The organism is Mesorhizobium sp. LNJC394B00 (assembly GCF_000502555.1).
Lineage (GTDB): Bacteria > Pseudomonadota > Alphaproteobacteria > Rhizobiales > Rhizobiaceae > Mesorhizobium.
On the sequence record NZ_AYWH01000001.1, the window covers coordinates 454,723 to 479,480 of the forward strand.

A 24,758-nucleotide genomic window follows, 5' to 3' on the forward strand; every position below is an offset into this window, starting at 1 on the left:
CCCATGCACAGAAACTGGCGCGGAATCGGACGAAAGCAACAGGCTTGAGTGTCGGATTGCTGCTGGATCGACGGAGTCGGGGTCGCGGCTGATTCTGTTTTGGCCTTGGCGGCCTCGGCAGGCTCTGTTGCGATGGCAATCGGCGGGGCTAGTTTCCCCGCGCCGCGGCGAGTGCGCCGGGCAGTTCCTCGGCAAAGATGTCGAGTTCATGATCGAGGCCGACGCTGACGCGGATGCAACGTTCGAGCCTTGGCGCCATCGGCTTGCGGATGAAAACGTCGCGCGACAAAAGGGTTTGCAGCACTTTCAGTGCGAAGGCGCCGTCCTGGCTGCAGTCGATGGTGACGAAATTGGTCGCCGATGGCAGCGGCTTCAGCCCGTTCGTCTCCGCAATCCCGGCTATACGTGTGCGGCCGGCAGCGACTCGCGCCACCACGCTGTGCAGCCAGTCCTGGTCGGCCAGCGCCTCGACGCCGGCGATCTGCGCCATGCGGCTGACGCCGTAATGGTTGCGGATCTTCTCGAAGTCACGGATCACCTCGGCTTCCGCCACCGCATAGCCGCAGCGTATGCCGGCCAGCCCGTATGCCTTGGAGAAGGTGCGCATGCGGATGACATTGGGTCGCGCGACATCGATCGGCGGCAGCGCCGAGGCCGGCCCCAATTCGCCATAGGCCTCGTCGAGCACCAGCATGGTGGTTTCCGGCAACGCTTCGACGAAGCGGGTGATATCTCCTGCTTCCCACCAGCTGCCCATCGGATTGTCCGGATTGGAGAGATAGACCAGCGACGCCTTCTCCTTGATGACTGCCTTGAGCAGGCCGTCCAGGCTTTCCTTGTCGTTCTCGTAAGGCACCGTGACCAGCCGGCCGCCGACGCCGGCAATGTGGAAGTTGAAGGTCGGATAGGCGCCGAGCGAGGTGACCACTGCGTCGCCGGGCGCGACATACATGCGCGCCACCAGGCTGAGCAGCCCGTCTATGCCTTCGCCGACCACGACGTTTTCGGCGCCGACGCCGAGATGGCGGGCCGCAGCCTGCTTCAGATCGTAATTGTCGGGATCGCAATACATCCACTGGTCACGCGCGACGCGCTCCATACGGGCGATAACGCGCGGCGAAGGCCCGAAGCTGCTTTCATTGGCGCCGATGCGGGCGCGAAAAGCACGTCCGCGCTCGCGCTCCTGCGCTTCCGGTCCGACAAACGGCACCGTCGAGGGAAGCGCGCCGACAAGCGGCGTGAGGGCAGGGCGCTGGCGCATGGCAAAGGCTCACGAGAAGATGGGCCTTCTTGCTAGCGTGCCCAATAGGACGGCGCAAGTTCTGGCGCGGCTGGAAATAGTGGCCATCACGCCCGTGATGAAATCGGCGCGGGTGGCCACGCTCTACGACCTGACCGCCGGTAGGCGGCAACCCTTTTGAAGGCCAGCACTGCAGCCAATGGCGACGGGCGCTTCAAAAAGAAGACCCGGCGGTTGCCCGCCGGGTTCGATTTTCAGCCAGGCTGAGCGTCTTAGAACGAGCGCTGGAAGCGGAGGAGACCGCCGATGCTGCTCTTCTTGTCGGCGTTGGTGAAGTTGGAGAAATTGGCGTCGTCGAACTTGCCTGCATTGAGGTAGTCGACTTCGGCCGTGACCGTGAAGCCGGGAACAACGTCGTAGGCGATGTTGGCGGCAACACCGAGATTCTTCCATTCGTCATACGAGACCTGGGCATTGAACGAGGTCTTCTCGTTGATGGTGTAGGTGCCACCACCCCAGAAAGCCCAGTTGCCGCCCCACTGCTTGTAGAAGCCGCGGCCGCCGGCGTCGATCGCATAGCTCGAGTCCGTCAAATTGTCGTCGGTGCCGTAGCCGCCCATGATGAAGAGCGACAGGTTCTGCATCGGGGTGATGTCCAAACGCACCTTGCCGGCGACTTCTTCGTAGTTGCTGTCATAAGCGACGACGCCGGTGATGGCGCCCCAGCCCTGCGTGTACTTCACGCCGCCGACGACATGCGGAACGTAGCTGTCGATGGTGCCAACGGTTCCGGAGCCTTCTTCGAGAGAGACCACGGCCGAGAAGCCGTTGCCCGCATCGAAGTAGTACTGGACGACGTTGGTGTCGAAATCGCCGTAGGGAACGAGCGTATCCTGAAGGACGTTGCCGGCGTAGCCGATGAACGTGTCGAAGGCCGATTCGTCCTTGCCGACGCGCAAGCCACCGAGCTGGATCCAGGCGAAGTTCAGCGAAACGTTCTTGTTGCCGGCAGGGTTGGAGTTGAACTCGTCTGCTTCGGTCGTCGGATCGTCTGCCGACGGGTAGCCGTTGCGATTGCCGAAGTTGAAGCGGGTCTCGGTGTAGGTCTTCAAGGTGCCGAGTTCGGTTTCCTGGCCGGTCCAGGTCTTCAGCGTGAAACGGGCATTCTTGTAGAAGGTATCCTGCTCGTCGCCATCCTTATGGTCGAACGACCGCGCACCGTCGAACGAGCCGACGTCGCCGGCACCGATGTCGTAACGGACATAGCCGCCAATGCGCAGGCAGGTTTCGGTGCCGGGAATGTAGAAGTAGCCGGCGCCGTAGACGTCGCAGATCTTGACGTATTCAGCCGGTTCCGGCTCGGCGACGACGACGGCGTCGGCGGCGCGCGCACCGGAAACTGCGATCAAGGCCGCAGCGGAGCCGAGGAGAAGGCTCTTAATGTTCATTTTCTGACCTCCAGTCAGAATCGAACAAGACAGTGAAGCCGGCGACAGGCGTTTTCGCTGTAATCAGTTGTTATTGTTGAGGTTTATTGAAAAATGGACTTTGCTGCGGGTGATGCGGCCATCACCACAGGCGCTTGTTTGCGAAAGCATGCCCTGAACCGGATTTGAGATAGCGCTCGAATGAAGCTGCCTTGGCCTGGTTCGAAAAGGCCATATAGGTGACGATCCGCCACGGCAGAAACTTGGATGTATGGCTGGATTTCCCCGCATTGTGCTCGACAAGCCGTCGTTTCAGGTCCGTCGTTATGCCGATATAGCGTTCGCCTTCGGCAGCCGCACTCTCCAGAAGATACACATACCACATGAGCTGCTCTCCTTTGCCGGGTGTCGGAGGGCATCCTCTCCGCCATCCTGCTTCGCGCTGAGGTGGGCTTGTCCTGCGAAGCTCGAAGAGCGAAGCAGGACTGCCAATCGAATTTTGGAAGGGATTCTCTGGGCTTACGCTGTGCGGCACGTAGCACTCCACACGGTCCGGCCCTCCTACGCCAAGGCTTCGGAGGGCATCCTCTCCGCCTTCCTGCTTCGCGCTGAGGGTTGGGCTTGTCCTGCGAAGCTCGAAGAGCGAAGCAGGACTGCCAATCGAATTTTGCAAGGGGTTCTCTGGGCTTACGCTGTGCGGCCCGTAGCACACCACACGGTCCGGCCCTCCTACGCCAAGGCTTCGGAGGGCATCCTCTCCGCCATCCTGCTTCGCGCTGAGGGTTGGGCTTGTCCTGCGAAGCTCGAAGAGCGAAGCAGGATGGCGGAGAGGATGGGATTCGAACCCACGAGAAGCTTTTGACCTCTACTCCCTTAGCAGGGGAGCGCCTTCGACCACTCGGCCACCTCTCCGTTGCGCCGCTGGATAAAGAAAAGCGCCGGCACAATCAACAAGCCGGCGCCATTATCTCTGAAAATTCCGGATTCGGCCGCAGCGCAGCCTTTTGCATGCGGCGATTCTGCGGCAGTTCCCTGGCTGGCGACTCGGCGACATGGCCGCAATCTCGGCCGTTCCTCGCCGGATTCGGCCGCATTCCGGCGCTGCGGCAAAGGCTTGCGGCCCTTCGATAGTTAATGAGAGCTTTCTGACTGAGGCCAAATCGTGTCATTTGTGCAACAACGCATCGGGATAGCGCCCGCACAGCCCTTTCGCCGGTACGATCATGGTTGAACGCCGCCGCCTCATGGGTAATGTCGATTTCGAAGGAGCGGCGCGGTGCGCATCTTTTTCGGTAGTGGGGATGGGGCAGGGAACGCTGTCCTTCAGCAAAGAATACCCAGACCCGTTTTTTAACTTTTGACTGGAGGTCAGAAAATGAACATTAAGAGCCTTCTCCTCGGCTCCGCTGCGGCCTTGATCGCAGTTTCCGGTGCGCGCGCCGCCGACGCCGTCGTCGTCGCCGAGCCGGAACCGGCTGAATACGTCAAGATTTGCGACGTTTACGGCTCGGGCTACTTCTACATTCCCGGCACCGAAACCTGCCTGCGCATCGGCGGCTATATCCGCTACGACATCGGCGCCGGCGACGTCGGCTCGTTCGACGGTGCGACGTCTGCCGACGTTGAGGACGGTGGCAGCAACGACACTTGGTTCAAGCACGCCCGTTTCTCGCTGAAGACCTGGACCGGCCAGGAAACCGAGCTCGGCACCTTGAAGACCTACACCGAGACCCGTTTCAACTTCCAGAACAACAATCGCGATGCGGGCGCGGATCCTGTTGGCCCCGTCGGCCCCAGCATCAATGCGGCTGGCAACGGCGACACCGTTTCGCTGAACTTCGCCTGGATCCAGCTCGGTGGCCTGCGCGTCGGTAAGGACGAATCGGCCTTCAACACGTTCATCGGCTATGCCGGCAACGTCATCCAGGATACGCTGGTTCCCTACGGTGATTTCGATACCAACGTCATCCAGTACTATTTCGATGCTGGCAACGGCTTCTCGGCCGTGATCTCGCTCGAAGAAGGCGCGGGCGGCGGTACTGCCGGTTCCTACGGCGTGGGCACGATCGACAGCTACGTTCCGCATGTCGTCGGCGGCTTGAAGTACACGCAGGGCTGGGGCGCCATCACCGGCGTCATCGCTTACGACAGCAACTATGAAGAAGTCTCCGGCAAGGTGCGTTTGGACATCACCCCGATGCAGAACCTGTCGCTCTTCATCATGGGCGGCTACGGCACCGANCTCCGGCAAGGTGCGTTTGGACATCACCCCGATGCAGAACCTGTCGCTCTTCATCATGGGCGGCTACGGCACCGACGACAACCTGACGGATACGGGCTACGCGTTCCCGGCCGGCGGCCGCGGCTTCTACAAGCCGTGGGATGGCAACTGGGCAGTCTGGGGTGGTGGCACCTACACCATCAACGAGAAGACCTCGTTCAACGCTCAGGTTTCGTATGACGAAGGTGAAAACCTCGGCATCGCAGCCAACATCGCCTACGACGTCGTTCCCGGGTTCACGATCACTGCCGAAGTTGACTACGTCAATGCAGGCAAGATCGATGAGGTCGATACCCTTGGCACGAACCACAACTGGACCGGTATTACTGATGGCGACGACGCCATCGGCGGCATGCTCCGCTTCCAGCGCTCGTTCTAAGGGCTGGCTTTATACAGGTGAATACCAGCCCGGGCGCATAAACGCCCGGGCTGTTTTTGTTTCGTGACTGGACAAGACAAGCAGAAGGAACAGGGGGAATCGGCAGCTGAACAGTCCGTAGGGTGCGTTCGTGGGATCCGCTGATGGGCGGATGAATTCACAACTGCGTGATTAAATCTCTTGAAAGGACGCTTCCAAGCGGGTAGGTCTGACTCTATCCACTCGGGGGTGTGGCAATTTATGACCATCGACGCGATACAAGAGGGCGACCCCTCCGAACATTTCTCAATGTTCTCTTCTCAAAATGCGAAGATAAAATACAGCTACAACAAGATTAGAGAAGTAAAGTCGCACCGGGTCGGAGAGCTTTTTTCAGCGTACCGAGACATACTCTGGGATGATGGGCGACATAAATACAATGTCAGCTCCTTCATCGGCGAAATAGACGAGATTCTCCTCGGAGAACGGTTCAGCGCCTTCGACCAGAGCACCCTGGACAATCTTATCGGCACCTTGCGCCAGCGCGGCAACAGCAACGCAACCATCAATCGAAAGATGGCTGCCCTCAGCAAACTGCTGCGCAAGGCTTACAAGATGGGGGATATCCACAGCCTGCCCGAGTTCCGCCGCCAGAAGGAGCGGGCGGGACGAATTCGTTTCCTCGAAAGGGACGAAGAAGCAAGGCTGTTCGCCGCCATCAGGACCCGCAGCGAAGACGCCTACCGTCTTTCGTGCTTTCTCGTGGACACCGGATGCCGTCTCGGCGAGGCGCTCGGACTGATCTGGAACGACATCCAGGAACATCGCGTCTCGTTCTGGATCACCAAATCCGGCCGCAGCCGCACCATCCCGATGACCGAGCGGGTCAAGGAGGTGATCAAACTGCCCCCGTCAGAGGGCCGCCGGCCCAAGGGTCCGTTCACCAAACTCAGCCAGGCACAGTTTCGCGCCATCTGGAACGATGCCAAGGTCGAAGTCGGTCTCGGCGCCGACGACCAGGTGGTGCCGCACATCTTGCGTCACACCTGTGCCTCGCGTCTGGTCCAGGGCGGCATCGACATCCGCCGCGTGCAGATGTGGCTCGGCCACCAGACGCTTTCGATGACCATGCGCTATGCGCATCTGGCCACCAACGATCTCGACGGCTGCGTTGTCGTGCTGGAAACGCCCCGCGGCGAGGGGTTATCCGGCGATGGAAAAAGCTCGGCCTTCGCATCGCCGCTGACCACGGCCTCAGTGCCAGCGCCTGCTCAAAAAAGTAAAGCGGCAGCGGCGAAGGCACCCAAGGCGCCCCGGAAAAGCTCGAAAGCCAAATAGTTACCCAAGGCTTTCATATACTGCCTCGGCAACCCCAGGATCATCTTTGATCTTGGGGTTTACTTTTTCTGGGCCGCATTTGGTACTCCATCCAGGAAAGCCGCGATAGCGCCCGGCAGATTGCCTGTCTCCAGGAAGGGCGCATGGCCCTGGCCCTCGACGGTGATCGCTTCCATGCCGGAATGACGCTTTTGCATCTCGTCGAGTGTGTCGGCCGACAGGAGTTTCGAGTTGGCGCCGCGAATGGCAAGCAAAGGTATCGCCGCCAGCGCCTCGAACTGCGGCCACAGATCCGGCAACGGCTTGCTGAGGTCGAGGCCCGCCACCGTCTCGACCAGCTGCGTGTCGAAATCCGGCAGCAGGAGGCTTTCGTCCGTCTCGCGGTAGAGGGCCGACACCATCCGCTCCCAATCCGCTGCGGTCAGAGCGGGAAAATCCGCGCCGTGAGCGACGCGTTGGGCATCGATCGCCTCAGCGCGGCTCTTCGGTTTCGGTGCCGGGTCGAGATAGGTTTGGATATAGGCGAGCCCCGCGGCCTCGATCACCGGTCCGATGTCGTTCAGCACGATGGCTTTCAGCGCGGCCGGCCGCAGCGCGCCGAGCACGTGGATGATCAGCCCGCCGCGCGAGGTGCCGATAAAGGCCGCTTCCTCGACGTTCAGAGCGGCCAGTCCGGCGAGGACATCGCCGGCTTCGATGCCGACATTGTAGTGGCCGATATCAGGATCGTAAGCGGACTGGCCGCGGCCACGGTAGTCGAAGGCGATGACCTTGCGCGGATTGTCGGTTCGCTGCGACAGATAAAGCGCCAGCTCATGGAAATCGCGCGCGTTGCGGGTCAGGCCGGGCAGGCAAACGACCTGCCAGTCTGCCGAATTGGTCTCGCCATAGACGCGGGCGTGAAGCTTGAGCCCGTCCGGCGCGGTGTAGAAAAAGTCGGAGAAGCCGTCGGTGCTCGACATATTAAAAGGACTCCCTGGCCGGATTGTCTCCGTCTGCTACAGGCGAGGGTGGGAGCGGTCAAATCGAGGGTTGTCGGCAAGCTGACACTCTTGGAAATGTCGGAGGGACAGCGCCCCCCTCTGTCCTGCTGGACATCTCCCCCACGAGGGGGGAGATTGGCGGTTCCGGCGCTACGCCCTTCCTTCGACGTTGGAGATTGGCGAAATCGGCAACGAAGCTGATCTCCCCACTCGTGGGGGAGATGGCCGGCAGGCCAGAGGGGGGCGCGAAGGATCCCCAACGTTTGCCCATGGCGACAGCTCTGCCGCCTCAGCCCCTTCCGTTCACCAAATCCCCAACGATATCGTACTTCCCCGAAATACGCATCTTGTAGACCTCGTAATTCTCCATCACGCGCTGCACGTAACTTCTTGTTTCCGTGTAGGGAATCCGCTCGATCCAGTCGACGACGGCGTCGATGCCATTGCCGCGCGGGTCGCCGTACTTGGCCACCCATTGCCTGGCCCGGTTGGGGCCGGCATTGTAGCCGGCGAAGGTCAGCACATAGGAGCCGCCGAAGCGGTCGAGCTGCTCGCCGAGGAAGGCAGCCCCCAACGTCGCATTGTAGCCGGCGTCGCTGGTCAGCCGATCCTGCGAGAAGGTCACGCCGGCCTTCTTCGCCAATTGCTTGGCGGTGCCCGGCATCAGCTGCAGCAGGCCGCGCGCGCCGGCGCTGGAGACGGCGCCGACATTGAATTCGCTTTCCTGGCGGGCGATCGCATAGGCCAGCGCCTTGCCCGAGCCGGATATGTCGGCGGTGTCGGGAATGACGCCCAGCGGATGCGACAGCGCGCCGACATCGATGCCGCGCGCGCCGGCGATCTTGCCGATCTTCAGCGCCATGAAATGATTGCCCTGCTTTTCCGCCAGCACCGCAAGCAGCGCCAGCTCGCCGGGGCTGGTCAACTGCCCGGCGAGGTCGCGGTAAAGCGTCTCGGCATAGCGGTCGTAGCCCGCCTCCTGCAGCCGCTTGATGGCGCTGACGGCTTCGCGGCCGTCAAAGCTTTGGCGGTCGGCAGTGCTTGGCTCGGGATAGACAATGTTCAGCGTGTGCAAGCCAACCCGTTCCGCCGCCAACTGGCCGTAGAAAGTGGTGCCATAGGCCGCCGCCTTGGTGAAATAATCCTTCGCATCGCCTGGACCGCCGACTTCCGCCGCGCGGCCAAGCCAATAATAGGCGCGTGACAGCGACATCGGTCCCTGCGCGAGATCGGCGATGCGGGCAAAATGGGTCGAGGCCGTCGCAGGATCGTTGAGGCCGCGCAACGCATACCAGCCGGCGTGGAATTCGGCCTCGGCGGCGCTGGCGGGGCTTTCGGCGGCATGCGCGGCAACGACCTTGTAGGCGGTCTTCCAGTCGCCCTGGTCGACCAGTGCGCGCGACAGCACGCGGCGCTCGACCCACCAGGCATCGGGATCGACCAGCGCGTCGCGGTTCGTTGGCGCTTTCATCATCACCGCGGCGGCGTCCGCAAACTTCCGCTGCTTGCGCAGATATTCGGCTTGCGCGAAGAAATAGCCGGCCGATTGCTGCGCGGCAGGCACCGCTTTCAACAGCTTGGCCGCGTTCTTGTCGCCACGCGAGGCGGCGGCCCAGGCATCGGCCAGCGGTTGCGCGCCGGCAAGTGCTGCGACCCGCAGTGCCGAATTCTCCCGGTCGGCATAAAACATCCGTTCCATGCGGAAACGATGGTCGGCAGCCGGAATGATGGCGCCAAACTCCTTGCTGACGGCCGCCTCGTCCCTGGCTTCCAGCTTCTCGGTGCGCCAGAATGGCGACAGCACGGAAAGCGCAGCCTTGGTGTTGCCAAGAGCTACATAAGAACGGGCAAGGATGACCACGCCTTGAAAGGTCAGCGGTTGGCTGCCGTCAAAGGCTTTCACCACGGTCTGCGGCGACGGGCTTTCGCGGTAGAGCGCGCGCTCGCTGTTCTTGCGCAGAGCGATGGTGCCCGGCCAATTCGGCAACATCTTTGCGGTATCGGCAATCTCGCTGCTCGGCACACGGTCGCCGCCATAGAGCGCGATCGCCCAGGCCAGGATATGGCGGTCCAGCGAACTGGCCGGCAATGTTTCGCGCACCGCTCGTGCCGCGGCGATATCGCCGGTCGCCAACGCGTCGAGACTGCCTTTCAACACGGCGATATTGGCGGAGGGCGCATCGGTCTGCGCTCCATCTTGCATGTCAGGCATCGGGATCGATGAGGTCGTCTGCTCGTCGACGCTCTCGTTTGCCGCCGTTCCCACTATCAGCAGGGCAACGGCGCCAAGCAATATGAAGCGGAGTGGCCGACTGGCCGGCATGATCCTGATCTTTCCCTGTTGCGGCACTTTAGATGGCAAGCCCAGGTGCCCGAGAGCCTAGACTTAGGTCGTGAAGAGCTCGTAAACAAAGGGTTATCGAGGCCGTTCGAATTGCGCTTGCTGGCACCATCGGCATGCTTGCCGCGCAACAGTGTCGAGACTATGGTGCGCGGCTTCGCTTTCGGCTAGAAGGCGCCCGATGCATGTCGCCCAAAAGCGGGAACCGGTTTTGGGACGATGACACGCATAAACAAACAAGTTCCAAGGAGTTGGACGACATGCTGAGAGGCTCGCTTACTGCGCTCGTGACGCCGTTCGAAAAGAGCGGACGTTTCGACGAGAAAGCCTTTCGCGCTTTCGTCGAATGGCAACTTGGCGAGGGCACGACGGGCCTCGTCCCGGTCGGCACCACCGGTGAGTCGCCGACGCTGTCGCATGACGAGCATCGCCATGTCGTCAAGGTCTGCATCGATGTGGCCAAGGGCCGCGCTCCGGTCGTCGCCGGCGCCGGCTCCAACAACACCGCTGAAGCGGTCGGTCTGGTGCAGTATGCCGAGCAGGCGGGCGCCGACGCCGCTCTGGTCGTCACGCCTTATTACAACAAGCCAACACAGCGCGGCTTGTACGAGCATTTCGCTGCCGTCGCCAGGGCGACCAAGCTGCCGATCATCATTTACAACATCCCGCCGCGCTCGGTGATCGACATGATGCCGGAGACGATGGGCAGGCTGGCGCACGACTTCAAGAACATCGTCGGCGTCAAGGATGCCACCGGCAAGGTCGAGCGCGTGTCCGAACAGCGCGCCACCTGCGGCAAGGAGTTCATCCAGCTTTCAGGTGAGGATGCCTCTGCCCTCGGCTTCAACGCTCATGGCGGTGTCGGCTGCATCTCGGTGACGTCGAATGTCGCGCCGCGGCTGTGCGCCGAATTCCAGGAAGCCACACTGTCCGGTGACAGCGCCAAGGCGCTGGAATTGCAGGACCGTCTGCTGCCGCTGCACAAGGCCATCTTCCTTGAGCCCGGCCTGTGCGGCGTCAAATACGCGCTGTCGAAGATTGGCAAGGTCGAGAACGTGGTGCGCTCGCCGCTGGTGACCATCGAGGCGTCGACCGCCGAGAAGATCGATGCGGCGATGAAGCACGCCGGCTTGATAAATTGAGGATGAGGCGCCACCTCTCCGCATCATGAACCAGGTCAGAAAAGCCGATCCAAACAACAAAACCGTTGCGGAAAACCGCAAGGCGCGGTTTTCCTATGAGGTGCTCGACACCGTCGAGGCCGGCCTGGTGCTGACCGGCACCGAGGTCAAGTCGCTGCGCCAGGGCCAGGCCAACATCCAGGACAGCTACGCCTCGGTCGAGGGTGGCGAGATCTGGCTGATCAATTCCTATCTGCCGGAATACCTGCAGGCCAACCGCTTCAACCACGAGCCCAGGCGGCGTCGCAAGCTGCTGCTCAACAAGCGCGAGATGGCAAAACTGGCGCAGAGCATCGACCGCGAAGGCATGACGCTGGTGCCGCTGAAAATCTACTTCAACGACCAGGGCCGTGCCAAGCTGCTGCTCGCCGTCGGCCGCGGCAAGAAACTGCACGACAAGCGCGAGAGCGAAAAGCAGCGCGACTGGTCGCGCGAAAAGGGCCGGCTCATGAAGGAACGGGGCTAAGAACCTCGAGCCACAGCCCCAGAAAAGCCACATCGGCTTTCAAGTTTCCAGCGACATACGATGGGGAAAGGCTTGAAGAACCGGATCATTCTCTGGGGTGCGGCCAGTCTGGTCTTCGCCGGCATCGTCGCCGCAGGTGGCATCTTCTATTTCCGGACGTTCTCGCCGGATCGTGACAGCTATCCGGTCAGGGGTATCGACGTTTCGCATCATCAGGGTGAGATCGACTGGCGGCGCGTTGCCGCCGACGATGTCGCCTTCGCGGTCATCAAGGCGACCGAGGGCGGCGACCATGTCGACGATGCCTTCGCCAAAAACCTGCGCGAGGCGCGCGCGGCCGGGCTTGCGGTCGGCGCCTATCACTTCTTCACCTTCTGCCGGCCGGGCGCCGACCAGGCGAAAAATTTCATCGCGGTGGTGCCGCACGACCAGCCGCTGCTGCCACCGGTCGTCGACATCGAATTCGGCGGCAGCTGCCCGCAACGCCCGTCGCCGGAGCAGCTGAGCGCGGAACTCCAGGCCTTCCTCGGACCGGTTGAAGCTGCGTTCGGCAAGCCGGCGATCATCTACCTGACCGACGAGGCCGAGGACGCCTATGCCGGGAAAATCGACGTTCGCCCGCTCTGGCGTCGCTCGTTGCTCCTGGAGCCAGGTCGCAACGACTGGATCTACTGGCAGTACCACAATATGGGCCGCGTCGACGGGATCGAGGGCGATGTCGATCTCAACGTCCTGCAGGGTGGGCAGCAAACGCTGGCCGAGCTATTTGCTGCACCCGCATCGCTCTCTTCGCAAAAGCCTCCATCGCCTTGAACGAATCAGCTGGCCTTGAGTTTGGCATCCGCAGTCTTACGCAGGCTTGGGAACAGGCCTGGAAAGAGCCGAAAAAGCCATCCCCGCGGCCATGATCAGTACGGCGGCGAACTGGGCGCCGGTCGGCGTCTCGCCGAGCACCGTCATCGCGATCAGCACGGTTGCGATCGGCACGCATGGCATGAACAGCGATGCCGCCTGCGACCCCAGCTGCCGGACGATATAGGTGTACAGGAACATGGCGGCCGCACCCGCCAAAAACCCTTGAATGACGATCTGGCTGGCAATCTCGGCCACTGATGCCGCGCGGAGGCCGCTTGGGGCAAAGAAATAGAGCAACGGCAGCGGCACGCATGACAGCAGCACCACCGTTGCGGTCGCCGCAACCGGATCGACGCGCCAGCGCCGCACGAGAACGGCATAGGCGGCAAACATCGCGCCGGATCCGACGAACAGAAGATCGCCGAAGAGGACATCCTTCATGCCGCCGCCAGTGCGCACGGGTGCAATGAACAGGATCAGCCCGGCGATGATGGCTGCGACGCCGATGGTTCGCTGGTGCGAGGTTTTCTCCCTCGTGGCGATGCGCGACAGCACGAATGAGAAGAACACGATCGAGGCAGGGCAAAGTGCGGCACCATGCGCTGCCGGCGCATAGGTCAGTCCCCAATTGATGATGATAGGGTAGGGCAGTCCGGCCAGTGCCGCCAGCGTCAAGGCACGCCGCCAGCCCAACGCTTTGCTGGCTGACAGGCCGCCGCGCCAGACAACCGGCAGCATGACCAGTCCGGCACCGACAAAGCGCAAGGTCGCGACATCCGTCGCCGTAAGATGCTCCCGCAGGCTAAAGCGGGCTGCGACGAACTGCACGGCGTAAATGCCGATCATGGCGAGGCCCGCAAGAATTGCCGGCTTTGTGTTTCGGTCCTCTGTCACGCGCATTCTTGTCCCGCTCGATTCTGCCAGCGGAGGATTCTTCCTCCAGACGGCTCTCGTTGAAAGCGCAGCCTATTGTTGAGAATGGTGCGACAAAATAGGCTGCTTTCGCGAGCTGGGCGTGAATCTCACACAATAGAGGAGCCATGAACGTGAATCATGAATCCGACCAACTTGATGCCATCGACCGCAGCCTGCTGCGGTTGTTGCAGGAGGATGGGCGTCGCACCACACTCGATCTCGCCGCCCGTGTCGGCCTGTCGCCGACCGGCACCAGCCAGCGCGTGAAGCGCCTTTTCCGTGAGGGTTTCATCACCGCGGTCCGGGCCGTGCTCAATCCGCAAAAGATCGGCCGTGGCACGCTTGTCTTCATCGAAGTCAGGCTCGACCAGGCGGCGCCGCATGTGTTCGACCGTTTCGCCGAAGCGGTAGCAAAGGCCCCCGAAGTGCTGGAGTGCCATATGGTCGTGGGCGGCTTCGACTATCTGGTGAAAGCGCGCATTTCGGAAATGGCCGCCTATCAGGATTTTTTGAAGCGCGTGATCCTGCCGCTGCCGGGTGTCAGGGAAACGCACACCTATGCGTCGATATCGGACGTGAAGCCGGACGCGCTGCTGCCGGTGTGAGACGGGCCGGACCAACGCAAGCCGTTGCCACGCCTCCGCTTCAAGCGGCCTGGGAAACCTCCGGCGCCAGCGTCACATTCGCATCGCCCCAGACCTTCAGCGCGGTGATCACGGGCTCCAGGCTTCGGCCACGAGGCGTCGGGCTGTACTCGACCTTCGGCGGCATCTGCGCATAGACCTTGCGGGCGATGAGCCCAGTCTGGCTCGCTCGGCTATGCGCAGGCGGCAGCACTGCCGACGACGGCGATCACCGCCTTTGAGGCGCTGTTCGACCGCCTCGATGTGAAGAAGCTAGTCATCGGCGCCGCGAACACCATCCTGATCGTCGGCGGCGCCGGCGGCGTCGGGTCGATCGCGGTCCAGCTCGCGCGCCAGCTGACCGATCTGACGGTGATCGCCACCGCATCGCGGCCCGAAACCCGCGACTGGGTCGCAAGAGCGTTTCGGTCCACTGGGAGCCGATGTTCACCCGCTCGCTGTATGAAACGCCCGATATGGCCGCGCAGGGCGAACATCTCAACGAACTGGCGCGCCTTGTCGACGCCGGCACCATCCGCACCAGGCTGGGCGAGACGTTCGGCCCAATCAATGCCGCCAATCTGAAGCGCGCCCATGCGCTGATCGAGACCGGCAAGGCCAAGGGCAAGATCGTGCTCGCGGGATTTTGAGAGGCAGCGTCTAGTTCCGCAGGAACGACGCGATCTCGCTGAATACCTTGACGAACATCGCTTCGGTCAGCACCCCAGTGTTGGTGTTGTAGCGCGAGCAATGATAGCTGGAAAACAGCGTGACGCCGCCGGCCGGCAACCGACCGCCGTGCTTGAACGGATAGGCAGCGACGCGCTGACCGAGCGCCCTGACGGTCGACTGGTGGGCGATCGAGCCCAGCGCCAGCACGGCGCGCAATTTTGGAAAGCGCGCGATCGTCGGCACCAGAAAGCTGCGGCAAGTGGAGATCTCGGCGCCGACCGGCTTGTTCTCCGGCGGCACGCAGCGCACCGCATTGGTGATCGCGGTGCCGATCAGTTCGAGCCCGTCATCCGGCCGCGCCTTGAACTCGCCGCGGGCAAAACCGTGAGCGATCATCGTTGAGTAGAGCAGGTCGCCGGCATAGTCGCCGGTGAACGGTCGCCCGGTGCGGTTGGCGCCGCGCAGGCCGGGCGCCAGCCCGACGATCAGCAGCTCGACGGCGTCCTCGCCATCAGGCGGCAGGAAGGTCGGCACCGGCGCGTTGAACCACGACGGCTCGCGCCGTCGCCAGTCTGAGATGAAATCATGCAGGCGTGGGCAGAGGGGGCAGTCGCGGTCGGGTTCGGGAGCGGCCTCCAAGGCCGCCGCCGTCAATAGTCTTCCTCTTCGACTTCGGCCGGCTCGGGCCTGCGCACCGGCCGTTCGGAGGGATCGCGGCCGACCTCGTTCTTCAGCGAGGTCAAATCGATGAAATGGTCGGCCTGGCGACGCAGATCGTCCGAGATCATCGGCGGTTGCGAGGCCATGGTCGAGACGATCGAGACCTTGCGGCCGCGCCGCTGTAGCGCTTCGACCAGTGTGCGGAAATCGCCGTCGCCGGAGAAGATGACATAGTGGTCGACGACATCGGCAAGTTCGAGCGCATCGACGGTCAGTTCGATGTCCATATTGCCCTTGATCTTGCGGCGGCCGGTCGAGTCGGTGAACTCCTTGGCCGGCTTGGTCACCACCTTGAAGCCATTGTAGTCGAGCCAGTCGATCAAAGGGCGGATCGAAGAGTATTCCTGATCCTCGACCAGAGCGGTGTAGTAATAGGCGCGCAGCAAATAGCCGCGCTTCTGGAAGCTGGACAGCAGTTTGCGGTAGTCTATGTCGAAGCCGAGTGCGCGCGAGGTGGCGTAGAGGTTGGCGCCGTCTATGAAAAGAGCGATTTTTTCACGGGGGTCGAACATGGCAATATTCCTTTTTCGAAATAGGTGGCGGACTAATCGAAATGGGTCGTTTATATCGCTCGGCTCGTAAATAAACCGGCTGACCTTTCGTCAACCGAGATAGCGCCAGTTTTACGGCAATCCAAGGGTGCCGGGGCGCACTGCAAGCAATTGTGATCGGAGCCGTGTCGTCGCCCGGTAGGCGGGCTTCGCCGGCCAGGCATTCAGCGGCGCCAGAAGCTGGCATTCGCCAGCCCATGGGGCCACAGAGCCATAATGCTTGTATTTTGGCGGCGTTCGGGTTATGGACCGCGCCTGTTTTCCATCAAATCCAGGCATGAAAGGGGCAATCAATGGCCCGCGTAACCGTTGAAGACTGCATCGACAAGGTCGACAACCGCTTCGAGCTCGTGCTGCTTGCCGGCCATCGCGCCCGCCAGATCAGCCAGGGCGCGCCGATCACCGTGCCGCGCGACAACGACAAGAACCCGGTCGTGGCGCTGCGCGAGATCGCCGACGAGACGCTGTCGCCCGACGACCTCAAGGAAGATCTGATCCACTCGCTGCAGAAGCATGTCGAGGTTGACGAGCCCGAGGCCGACGGCGAGGCGATCGCCGACCAGACCGGCAACGCAGTTGCAGCTACCGACGCCGACGACGCGGAAGAAAACGTCACCTTCGATCGCATGACCGAGGAAGACCTTTTGGCCGGCATCGAGGGCCTGGTTCCCCCGGAAAAGAGCGACGACTACTAATCGCTGCCCTGGACCTGCCGGGAATATGGTTCCGGCACTTCCGTCCCGTGAGTTTCGTGGCTATCTATGAGATGCGCCGTACATCAGTGCGGCGCATCAATCATTTCAGCACCGTGAGAACCCGCCCATGATGCGTCAGTATGAGCTTGTCGAGCGCGTTGCTCGCTACAAGCCTGACGTCAACGAGGCGTTGCTCAACAAGGCCTATGTCTACGCCATGCAGAAGCATGGCCACCAGAAGCGCGCTTCCGGCGATCCCTATTTCTCGCATCCGCTCGAAGTCGCCGCCATCCTCACCGAAATGCACATGGACGAGGCGACGATCGCCGTCGCCTTGCTGCATGACACGATCGAGGACACCACCGCGACGCGGGCCGAGATCGACGATCTGTTCGGCCCCGAAATGGGCAAGCTGGTCGAAGGCCTGACCAAGCTGAAGAAGCTCGATCTCGTCTCCAAGAAGGCCGAGCAGGCGGAAAACCTGCGCAAGCTGTTGCTGGCCATCTCGGAGGATGTCCGCGTTCTGCTGGTCAAGCTCGCCGACCGTCTGCACAACATGCGCACCCTCGACCACATGCCCGAGGCCAAGCGCCTGCGCATCGCCGAGGAGACGATGGACATCTATGCGCCGCTCGCCGGGCGCATGGGCATGCAAGGCATGCGCGAGGAACTGGAAGAGATCGCCTTCCGCTTCATCAATCCGGAAGCCTATCGCGCCGTCACCGCGCGGCTTGCCGAGATATTCGAGCGCAACAAGGGCGTGCTGACCGACATCGAAAAGGCGCTGTCGGCGCTGTTCGAAAAGCATGCCATCAACGCCGGCGTGAAGAGCCGGCAGAAGAAGCCGTGGTCGGTGTTCCGCAAGATGGAGGCCAAGGCGCTGTCCTTCGAGCAGCTCTCAGACATCTTCGGCTTCCGCGTCGTCCTCGACAGCGTCGAAGACTGTTACCGCGCGCTCGGCGCCATCCACACCACATGGTCGATGGTGCCTGGCCGCTTCAAGGATTACATCTCGACGCCCAAGCAGAACGACTACCGTTCGATCCACACCACCATTGTCGGCCCCTCGCGCCAGCGCGTCGAACTGCAGATCCGTACCCGCGAGATGAACAAGATCGCCGAATATGGCGTCGCCGCCCATTCGATCTACAAGGACACCGGCGGCAAGACGAACGGCGCCGCCCATGCGATCTCGAAGGAGACCAACGCCTATGCCTGGCTGCGGCGCACCATCGAGCAACTGGCAGAAGGCGACAACCCGGAAGACTTCCTCGAAAATACCAAGCTGGAGCTGTTCCAGGACCAGGTATTCTGCTTCACGCCCAAGGGCATGCTGATCGCTCTGCCGCGCGGCGCCACGCCCATCGACTTCGCCTATGCCGTGCACACCGATGTCGGCGACACCTGCGTCGGCGCCAAGGTCAACGGCCGCATCATGCCGCTAATGACGGAACTTAAGAACGGCGACGAGGTCGAGATCATCCGCTCCAAGGCGCAAGTGCCGCCGGCGGCGTGGGAGTCGGTGGTGGTCACCGGCAAGGCGCGTTCAGCCATCCGCCGCGCCACCAAGAACGCCATTCGCAAGCAATATTCAGGTCTTGGTGCCCGCATTCTCGAGCGCGCCTTCGAGCGCGCCGGCAAGACTTTCACCAAGGAAAGCCTGAAGCCGGTGCTGCACCGGCTGGCGCGCAAGGACATCGAGGATGTCCTGGCCTCGGTCGGGCGCGGCGAACTTGCCTCGACCGACGTCATGAAGGCGGTCTTCCCAGACTACAAGGACGAGCGTGTCACTGTCAGCGCCCCCAAGCAGCGCGAGGAGGGCTGGTCGAAGATCCGCAACGCCGCCGGCATGCTGTTCCAGATGCCCGGCACCCGAGCCGCGCGCAAGGACAAGGACCAGCCGCGCGATGGCGCGGTACCGATCCGCGGCGTGCGCGGCGACCTGCCGGTGCGTTTCGCGCCGGAAGGGGCCGTGCCAGGCGACCGCATCGTCGGCATTGTCCAGCCGGGCACCGGCATCACCATCTATCCCATCCAGTCGCCGGCGCTGCAGGCCTTCGACGACCAGCCGGAGCGCTGGATCGACGTGCGCTGGGACATTGACGAGCAGACCAAGGAGCGCTTTCCGGCGCGCGTCTCGGTCACCGCCATCAACGCGCCGGGCTCGCTCGCCGATATCGCCCAGGTCGTTGCCTCCAACGACGCCAACATTCATACGCTGTCGATGGTGCGCACCGCGCCCGACTTCACCGAAATGCTGATCGATCTCGAAGTCTGGGATCTGAAGCACCTCAACCGGCTGCTGTCGCAGCTCAAGGATAATTCGAGCGTCAGCGATGCGCGGCGTGTGAATGGGTGAATAGTGAATAGTGAATAGTGAAAGAAGGCGCTCTCACTACCATTCACCATTCACCATTCACCATGGACATGGGGCGAGTTATGAATACCGACGAGGTGCTGGGCATTTTCCGCGAGGCGGGCGCTGTTCTGGAGGGGCATTTCATCCTGACGTCCGGCCTGCGCAGCCCGGTCTTCTTGCAGAAGGCGCGCGTCTTCATGCATGCCGACAAGACCGAGCGCCTGTGCAAGGCGCTGGCCGAAAAGATCCGCAAGGCGGTGCCTGGCAAGATCGACTATGTCGTCGGCCCGGCGATCGGCGGCCTGATCCCGGCCTATGAAACATCGCGCCATCTCGGCGTACCTGCCATTTGGGTCGAGCGCGAAGGCGGCGAGTTCAGGCTGCGCCGCTTCGAGATCGCGCCGGGATCGCGCGTCGTAATCGTCGAGGACATCGTCACCACTGGTCTTTCGATCCGCGAAACCATCGACTGCCTGCGCGCGATTGGCGCAGAGGTCGTGGCGGCGGCCTGCATCATCGACCGCTCGGCCGGCAAGACCAATGTCGGCGTGCCGCTGATCGCGCTTGCCGAATATGAGGTGCCGGCCTATCCCGCCGACCGCCTGCCGCCGGAACTTGCCGCCATTCCCGCCGTTAAGCCAGGAAGCCGCAACATCTAGGGGACATCACAATGATCGCCGGCATCGATCATTTCGTGCTGACGGTCCGCTCTGTGGAGGACAGCTGCGCCTTCTACCAGCGGGTGCTTGGCCTCAAGCGCCTCGACGAGCCGAACCGGCCGACGGCGTTGCTGTTCGGATCGCAGAAGATCAATCTGCATCAGGTGGGCCGCACCTTTGAGCCCAAGGCCAAGGTGCCGATGCCTGGGTCCGGCGATTTCTGCCTGGTCGCCGCAAGGCCGCTTGCCGAGATTTGCGCCCGTCTGGAAGCCAATGGCGTTGCCATCGAAGTCGGTCCGGTCGAGCGCACCGGCGCCCGCGGTAAGATGATCTCGGTTTATTTCCGCTATCCGGACAGCAATTTGGTCGAAGTCAGCGAATATCGGGAATAGTCTATCCGCCTCGGCGTCGTCTCGCGCGGGCCTTGCCGTCGTCGGGGAGCTTTCATCGATATTGTCCTCAGTTTCGCCCCAATGGCGCTCTTGTTACCCGCCTGCGGCAGACCATCGCGGCGGCGTTTCATTGTTCCGCCGCAAGGCAGTCGCTATATCAAAGTCGTTGTTGCCTTTCTGCGCCCTCGAAGCGCAAGATGGAGCGACCGCGCCCGGCCAGGGTGGTTGCAATTTGGGCGTGATGAACCGGGAACTGGAACAGAGTGCTTTTTCGACGCCGAAAGCCTGATGGCATTCTGGAGCGGGTGCGTACCTATCTGTGGCCGCGCCGCTCGTTTTCGCGCTCGTTGCAATATTTCTCCAAGCGCATCCTGCGGCTGAAGGCGACACCGCATGCAGTCGCGGCCGGCGTCGCGGCCGGCGTTTTCGCCTCCTTCTTTCCGCTCGGCTTCCATTTCGCCGTCGCCGCCGTGCTCTGCTGGGTGGTCGCCGGCAATCTGGTGGCCGCCGCCTTCGGCGCGGTATTCTTCGGCAATCCGCTGACTTTCCCGCTGCTGTGGGGAGCGTCCTGGGAAGTCGGCAAGCTGATCCTGCATGAGCGCCTGCCCAAGAACGGACCGCCTGCGCATCTTGGTGAGATGATGCACACGCTGTCGTTTGCAAAACTGTGGCATCCGGTGCTGGAGCCGATGCTGATCGGCGCTGTGCCGCTCGGCCTGATCTTCGGGCTGATCTTCTACGGCATCACCCGCTGGGGGATGACAGCCTTTCGCGAGCAGCGCAGGAAGCGCATGGCAGAGCGGGCGCATAAGGCCGGGCACCGCGGACGGGAAGTTCCGGCGGAATGATCATCGGCATCGGCAGCGACCTGATCGACATCAGACGCATCGAAAAGTCGCTGGAACGGCATGGTCAGCGCTTCATCCAGCGCATCTACACCGAGGTCGAACAGGTCCGCTCGGAAGGCCGCAAGGGCCGCGCCGCCTCCTATGCCAAGCGCTTCGCCGCCAAGGAGGCCTGCGCCAAGGCGCTTGGCACCGGCCTGGCGCAGGGCGTGTTCTGGCGCGACATGGGGGTCGCCAACCTGCCCAGCGGCGCGCCGACCATGGCGCTGACCGGGGGAGCGGCGGCACGGCTGGCCAAAATCCTGCCACAGGGGCACAGAGCGGCGATCCACCTCACAATCACCGATGATTTCCCGCTTGCTCAAGCCTTTGTGATCATCGAGGCGTTGCCCGCCGAACAAGCGCCACATTGATTGCATCAGACGACCGCTATCTAACGCCGACTTGACGTTGCCCAGCGCGCGCCGAGACTCTATACCATCCAACGCACAATCGAGGACGACATGAGCGTGGCTGAAAAATCCGAGAAGAAATCCGGCGGGCTTGGCGAAATCGTCAGCGTCATCATCCAGGCTTTGCTGCTGGCCATGGTCATCCGCACGTTGCTGTTCCAGCCCTTCTCGATCCCGTCCGGCTCTATGCGGCCGACCTTGCTCGAAGGCGACTATCTGTTCGTCACCAAATGGTCCTACGGCTTCTCGCGTTATTCGCTGCCATTCGGCCCCGACATCTTTTCCGGCCGCATCTGGGGTTCCGATCCGAAGCGCGGCGACGTGGTGGTCTTCAAGTTCCCGCCGGATCCGTCGCTCGACTACATCAAGCGCGTCGTCGGCCTGCCGGGGGACAAGATCCAGATGAAGGACGGCCAATTGTTCATCAACGGCCAGGGCGTGCCTCGTGTGAAAACCGGCCAGATCCAAAATCCTGATATCACGGAAGTGCCTGAGCCGGTCGACGTCTATCGCGAGACCCTGCCCAACGGCGTCAGCTACGACACGCTCGACCTGACACCGAATTCGATCACCGACAACACCCGCGAGTTCGTCGTGCCCCCCGGCAACTATTTCATGATGGGCGACAACCGCGACAATTCCTCCGACAGCCGCCTCAGCGTCGGCTACGTGCCGGCGGAGAACCTTGTCGGCCGCGCTAACATCGTCTTCTTCTCGATCGCCGGGAAGGCGAGCCCGCTCGAGATCTGGAAATGGCCGTCGCTGGTGCGCCTGTCGCGCCTGTTCCATTTCGTGAATTGATGGCTTTGAAGCGCCCGACGGGTGAAACTCTGGCCGATTTGGTGACAGCCAAAACCGGCCATTCCTTCCGGGACGTCCGTTTGCTCGAGACCGCGCTGACGCATTCCAGCGCGGTCAAGGCAAGCAGCAACAACCAGCGCCTCGAATTCCTTGGCGACCGCGTGCTCGGCCTGATCGTTGCCGACCTGCTTTTTGAAAAGTTTCCTGAGGCGCCGGAAGGTGAAATCGCCCCGCGCTTCAATGCCCTGGTCGATGCGCGGACATGCTCCGAGATCGGCATTGAAATGCAGCTCGAAGATCTGGTTCGGGCCGACGCTGCCTTGAAGGCGCGCTCGCGTGGCTCGGGCGGAAACTATCTGGCGGATGCAGTCGAAGCGCTGATCGCGGCGGTCTATATCGATGGCGGCCTCGATGCGGCAAGGCAATTCGTCCTGCGCTACTGGGAGCCGCGCTCGCAAAAGGTGGTGGCCAAGCCGCCCAATCCGAAATCCGACCTGCAGGAATGGATCGCCAAGACCAGCGATGTCAGGCCCGAATACGCGATCGAGAAACGAGAAGGACCTGAACATCAACCGGTTTTCACGGTGTCCGTGAAGGTCGGCGGTTTTGCGCCGGCGAGCGGCACGGGCGGCTCTCGCCGCGCAGCCGAAGAAGCGGCGGCATCGGCGTTTCTTACGCGCGAAGGCATCTGGGCCAACCAAGGGAGTGCGGCATGACCGGCAGCGAAGATCTCCCTCCGGCAGCGGAGGCCACTGCCACACACTCCGGCTTCGTCGCCCTGATCGGTGCCCCCAATGCCGGCAAGTCGACGCTGGTCAACCAGCTGGTCGGCGCCAAGGTGTCGATCGTCACCCACAAGGTGCAGACCACCCGCGCCATCGTGCGCGGCATCGCCACGCATGACAACGCGCAGATCGTCTTTGTCGACACGCCCGGCATCTTCAAGCCGAAGCGCCGGCTCGACACCGCCATGGTGACCACCGCCTGGGGTGGCGCCAAGGACGCCGATATCGTGTTGCTGCTGATCGATGCCGAGCGCGGCATCAGGGGTGACGCCGACGCCATCCTCGAGCGGCTGAAGGACGTCCGCCAACCGATGGTGCTGATCCTCAACAAGGTCGACCGGGTCAAGCACGAGGCGCTGCTGGCCCTGGCCGCGGCAGCAAACGAAAAGGTGCCGTTCAAGCGCACCTTCATGGTCTCGGCGCTGACCGGCTCCGGCTGCAAGGATTTGCTCGACTATCTCGCGCAAGCGCTGCCGGTCGGCCCCTGGTACTATCCGGAAGACCAGATCTCGGACCTGCCGATGCGCCAGCTGGCCGCCGAGATCACCCGCGAGAAGCTGTATCTGCGGCTGCATCAGGAGTTGCCCTATTCCTCGCATATCGAGACCGAGAAATGGGAAGAGAAACCGGACGGCTCGGTGCGCATCGACCAGACCATCTATGTCGAGCGCGACAGCCAGAAGAAGATCGTGCTCGGCCACAAGGGCGAGACGATCCGCGCCATCGGCCAGTCGGCGCGCATGGAAATAGCCGGAATTCTCGAGCAGAAAGTGCACCTGTTCTTGTTCGTCAAAGTGCGTGAAAACTGGGGCGACGACCCCGAACGCTACCGGGAGATGGGGCTTGAGTTTCCCCATTGAGCTTCATCGTCTAGAAATGCCGCCCGGCAGTTTGAGACGATGACATGCCTGATCCAAAACCGACCATCGATACCGATCTCGTGCGCCGGCTGGTCAACGCGCAGTTTCCGCAATGGCGGCATCTGCCCGTGAGGCCGGTGGCGTTTGGCGGCTGGGACAACCGAACCTTCCACCTCGGCAATGATATGACTGTGCGGCTGCCGAGTGCCGCACCATATGCCTTGCAGGTCGAAAAAGAGCACCGCTGGCTGCCCAGGCTGGCGCCGCTTCTGCCGCTGCCGATCCCGGTTCCACTGGCGATGGGCGAGCCCGGGGACGGCTACCCCTGGCAATGGTCCGTCTACCGCTGGATCGGCGGCGAAACAGCCAAGACCGCCGAAATCGCCGATCGCCCACAGTTCGCGGTCGATCTGGCCAAGTTCCTCATTGCGCTCCGGCGGATCGATCCGGCGGGCGGGCCGCCCGCGGGCCAGCACAATTTCTTCCGCGGCGGATCGCCAAGCGTGTATGACAACCAGACAAGGGAAGCACTCCAGGCGCTGGAGGGGCAGATCGACACCCAGGCGGCCACCGCTGTCTGGGATGCGGCCCTTGCCGCCACCTGGCAAGGGTCGCCCGTCTGGTTTCACGGCGACGTCGCCTGGGGCAACCTTCTGGTCCAAAACGGCCGTTTGAGCGCCATCATCGACTTCGGCACCTCAGGCATCGGCGATCCATCCTGCGACCTGGCGATCGCCTGGACGTTCTTCCAGGGCGAGAGCCGGGAGGCGTTCCGCGCCGCCATCGACGTCGATGAAGCGACCTGGGCGCGCGGCCGCGGCTGGACGCTGTGGAAGGCGCTGATCACGGTTGCCGGACACGACGCCAACCAAGCCGAAGCCGAGCGATCGCGCCGCGTCATCGACGACGTCCTGGCCGATCACCGGGAATTCGCGTGATCAGAGCCTTTCGACGATGTG

24 protein-coding genes, 1 tRNA gene and 3 pseudogenes are annotated in these 24,758 nt (G+C 62.4%); 18 read left to right on the forward strand and 10 right to left on the reverse strand.

The genetic code is table 11. The features are described from left to right. Window positions 1–148: 148 nt before the first annotated feature. A complete protein-coding gene (locus tag X751_RS161280; RefSeq protein ID WP_023743753.1) occupies window positions 149–1,261 on the reverse strand; it encodes a pyridoxal phosphate-dependent aminotransferase in 1,113 nt (370 codons plus the stop codon). On the opposite strand from X751_RS161280, the gene X751_RS1000000166715 reads away from it, so the two are divergent. Further along, window positions 1,260–1,421 (forward strand): hypothetical protein, encoded by a 162-nt coding sequence (locus X751_RS1000000166715; RefSeq protein ID WP_023687272.1) that lies wholly within the window; start codon window positions 1,260–1,262, stop codon window positions 1,419–1,421. The genes X751_RS161280 and X751_RS1000000166715 overlap by 2 nt on opposite strands. Window positions 1,422–1,512: 91 nt before the next feature. On the opposite strand, the gene X751_RS161275 is transcribed toward X751_RS1000000166715, so the two are convergent. The 3 genes from X751_RS161275 to X751_RS161265 all read right to left on the reverse strand — a co-directional run bounded on the left by X751_RS161275 (window position 1,513) and on the right by X751_RS161265 (window position 3,579). Beyond that, a complete protein-coding gene (locus X751_RS161275; RefSeq protein ID WP_023743754.1) occupies window positions 1,513–2,688 on the reverse strand; it encodes a porin in 1,176 nt (391 codons plus the stop codon). 121 nt (window positions 2,689–2,809) lie between these two features. Beyond that, the gene (locus X751_RS161270; RefSeq protein ID WP_023699414.1) at window positions 2,810–3,052 is read right to left on the reverse strand and encodes a GIY-YIG nuclease family protein; all 243 of its coding nucleotides are present in this window, start codon (window positions 3,050–3,052) and stop codon (window positions 2,810–2,812) included. 436 nt (window positions 3,053–3,488) lie between these two features. Next, window positions 3,489–3,579: transfer RNA gene (locus tag X751_RS161265), tRNA-Ser, on the reverse strand. Between the two features lie 463 nt (window positions 3,580–4,042). On the opposite strand from X751_RS161265, the pseudogene X751_RS01000000163415 reads away from it, so the two are divergent. Both X751_RS01000000163415 and X751_RS161260 read left to right on the forward strand, forming a co-directional pair. Further along, window positions 4,043–5,327: pseudogene (locus X751_RS01000000163415) on the forward strand (porin). Between the two features lie 240 nt (window positions 5,328–5,567). Next, window positions 5,568–6,644 (forward strand): site-specific integrase, encoded by a 1,077-nt coding sequence (locus X751_RS161260; protein ID WP_023743755.1) that lies wholly within the window; start codon window positions 5,568–5,570, stop codon window positions 6,642–6,644. A gap of 59 nt (window positions 6,645–6,703) precedes the next feature. Here the strand turns inward: X751_RS161260 and X751_RS161255 are convergent, their stop codons facing one another. Beyond that, window positions 6,704–7,606: an alpha/beta hydrolase gene (locus X751_RS161255; RefSeq protein ID WP_023743756.1), complete on the reverse strand. Its 903-nt coding sequence runs from the start codon at window positions 7,604–7,606 to the stop codon at window positions 6,704–6,706. 310 nt (window positions 7,607–7,916) lie between these two features. After that, window positions 7,917–9,950, reverse strand: a complete 2,034-nt coding sequence (locus X751_RS161250; protein WP_023743757.1) for a lytic transglycosylase domain-containing protein — start codon at window positions 9,948–9,950, stop codon at window positions 7,917–7,919. 278 nt (window positions 9,951–10,228) lie between these two features. Here X751_RS161250 and dapA point away from each other — a divergent pair, with 278 nt between their 5' ends. The 3 genes from dapA to X751_RS161235 all read left to right on the forward strand — a co-directional run bounded on the left by dapA (window position 10,229) and on the right by X751_RS161235 (window position 12,428). Then, window positions 10,229–11,110, forward strand: coding sequence for a 4-hydroxy-tetrahydrodipicolinate synthase (gene dapA, locus X751_RS161245; RefSeq protein WP_023727558.1), 882 nt, complete (start codon window positions 10,229–10,231; stop codon window positions 11,108–11,110). A 25-nt stretch (window positions 11,111–11,135) separates the two neighbouring features. After that, entirely contained in the window at window positions 11,136–11,615 is a 480-nt protein-coding gene (gene smpB / locus X751_RS161240; protein WP_023687280.1) for an SsrA-binding protein SmpB, read from the forward strand. Between the two features lie 72 nt (window positions 11,616–11,687). Then, on the forward strand, window positions 11,688–12,428 hold the full coding sequence (locus X751_RS161235) for a GH25 family lysozyme (protein ID WP_023743758.1): 741 nt from the start codon (window positions 11,688–11,690) through the stop codon (window positions 12,426–12,428). Window positions 12,429–12,464: 36 nt separating this feature from the next. Here X751_RS161235 and X751_RS161230 read toward each other — a convergent pair whose 3' ends face one another. Further along, entirely contained in the window at window positions 12,465–13,370 is a 906-nt protein-coding gene (locus tag X751_RS161230; RefSeq protein WP_023743759.1) for a DMT family transporter, read from the reverse strand. Between the two features lie 140 nt (window positions 13,371–13,510). Between X751_RS161230 and X751_RS161225 the strand changes: the two genes are divergently transcribed. After that, a complete protein-coding gene (locus tag X751_RS161225; protein WP_031246857.1) occupies window positions 13,511–13,990 on the forward strand; it encodes an Lrp/AsnC ligand binding domain-containing protein in 480 nt (159 codons plus the stop codon). A 40-nt stretch (window positions 13,991–14,030) separates the two neighbouring features. Here X751_RS161225 and X751_RS161220 read toward each other — a convergent pair. After that, a pseudogene (locus tag X751_RS161220) lies at window positions 14,031–14,186 on the reverse strand (winged helix-turn-helix transcriptional regulator); the annotation flags it as partial. An 8-nt stretch (window positions 14,187–14,194) separates the two neighbouring features. Between X751_RS161220 and X751_RS1000000165150 the strand changes: the two are divergent. Beyond that, a pseudogene (locus X751_RS1000000165150) lies at window positions 14,195–14,658 on the forward strand (zinc-binding dehydrogenase); the annotation flags it as partial. 10 nt (window positions 14,659–14,668) lie between these two features. Here X751_RS1000000165150 and X751_RS161215 read toward each other — a convergent pair. Then, window positions 14,669–15,334: a uracil-DNA glycosylase gene (locus X751_RS161215; protein ID WP_023743762.1), complete on the reverse strand. Its 666-nt coding sequence runs from the start codon at window positions 15,332–15,334 to the stop codon at window positions 14,669–14,671. Beyond that, window positions 15,331–15,912, reverse strand: a complete 582-nt coding sequence (locus X751_RS161210; RefSeq protein WP_023670234.1) for an NYN domain-containing protein — start codon at window positions 15,910–15,912, stop codon at window positions 15,331–15,333. Before X751_RS161210 ends, X751_RS161215 begins: the two co-directional genes overlap by 4 nt. A gap of 332 nt (window positions 15,913–16,244) precedes the next feature. Between X751_RS161210 and rpoZ the strand changes: the two genes are divergently transcribed. The 10 genes from rpoZ to X751_RS161160 all read left to right on the forward strand — a co-directional run bounded on the left by rpoZ (window position 16,245) and on the right by X751_RS161160 (window position 24,737). After that, on the forward strand, window positions 16,245–16,646 hold the full coding sequence (gene rpoZ, locus X751_RS161205; RefSeq protein WP_023670235.1) for a DNA-directed RNA polymerase subunit omega: 402 nt from the start codon (window positions 16,245–16,247) through the stop codon (window positions 16,644–16,646). Window positions 16,647–16,773: 127 nt separating this feature from the next. Continuing rightward, window positions 16,774–19,005: a bifunctional (p)ppGpp synthetase/guanosine-3',5'-bis(diphosphate) 3'-pyrophosphohydrolase gene (locus X751_RS161200; protein WP_023743763.1), complete on the forward strand. Its 2,232-nt coding sequence runs from the start codon at window positions 16,774–16,776 to the stop codon at window positions 19,003–19,005. A gap of 80 nt (window positions 19,006–19,085) precedes the next feature. After that, window positions 19,086–19,664, forward strand: a complete 579-nt coding sequence (gene pyrE / locus X751_RS161195; protein WP_023687283.1) for an orotate phosphoribosyltransferase — start codon at window positions 19,086–19,088, stop codon at window positions 19,662–19,664. A gap of 11 nt (window positions 19,665–19,675) precedes the next feature. Beyond that, window positions 19,676–20,056 (forward strand): VOC family protein, encoded by a 381-nt coding sequence (locus X751_RS161190; protein ID WP_023743764.1) that lies wholly within the window; start codon window positions 19,676–19,678, stop codon window positions 20,054–20,056. A gap of 263 nt (window positions 20,057–20,319) precedes the next feature. Then, entirely contained in the window at window positions 20,320–20,904 is a 585-nt protein-coding gene (locus X751_RS161185) for a DUF2062 domain-containing protein (protein ID WP_023743765.1), read from the forward strand. Then, entirely contained in the window at window positions 20,901–21,314 is a 414-nt protein-coding gene (gene acpS, locus X751_RS161180) for a holo-ACP synthase (protein WP_023670240.1), read from the forward strand. Before X751_RS161185 ends, acpS begins: the two co-directional genes overlap by 4 nt. 90 nt (window positions 21,315–21,404) lie before the next feature. Further along, on the forward strand, window positions 21,405–22,154 hold the full coding sequence (gene lepB / locus X751_RS161175) for a signal peptidase I (protein WP_023670241.1): 750 nt from the start codon (window positions 21,405–21,407) through the stop codon (window positions 22,152–22,154). Next, on the forward strand, window positions 22,154–22,870 hold the full coding sequence (rnc, locus tag X751_RS161170) for a ribonuclease III (protein WP_023684493.1): 717 nt from the start codon (window positions 22,154–22,156) through the stop codon (window positions 22,868–22,870). The genes lepB and rnc overlap by 1 nt, the downstream gene beginning before the upstream one ends. Further along, on the forward strand, window positions 22,867–23,799 hold the full coding sequence (gene era / locus X751_RS161165; protein WP_023727567.1) for a GTPase Era: 933 nt from the start codon (window positions 22,867–22,869) through the stop codon (window positions 23,797–23,799). The genes rnc and era overlap by 4 nt, the downstream gene beginning before the upstream one ends. A 44-nt stretch (window positions 23,800–23,843) precedes the next feature. Then, window positions 23,844–24,737, forward strand: coding sequence for an aminoglycoside phosphotransferase family protein (locus X751_RS161160; RefSeq protein WP_023743766.1), 894 nt, complete (start codon window positions 23,844–23,846; stop codon window positions 24,735–24,737). Window positions 24,738–24,758: the final 21 nt, after the last annotated feature.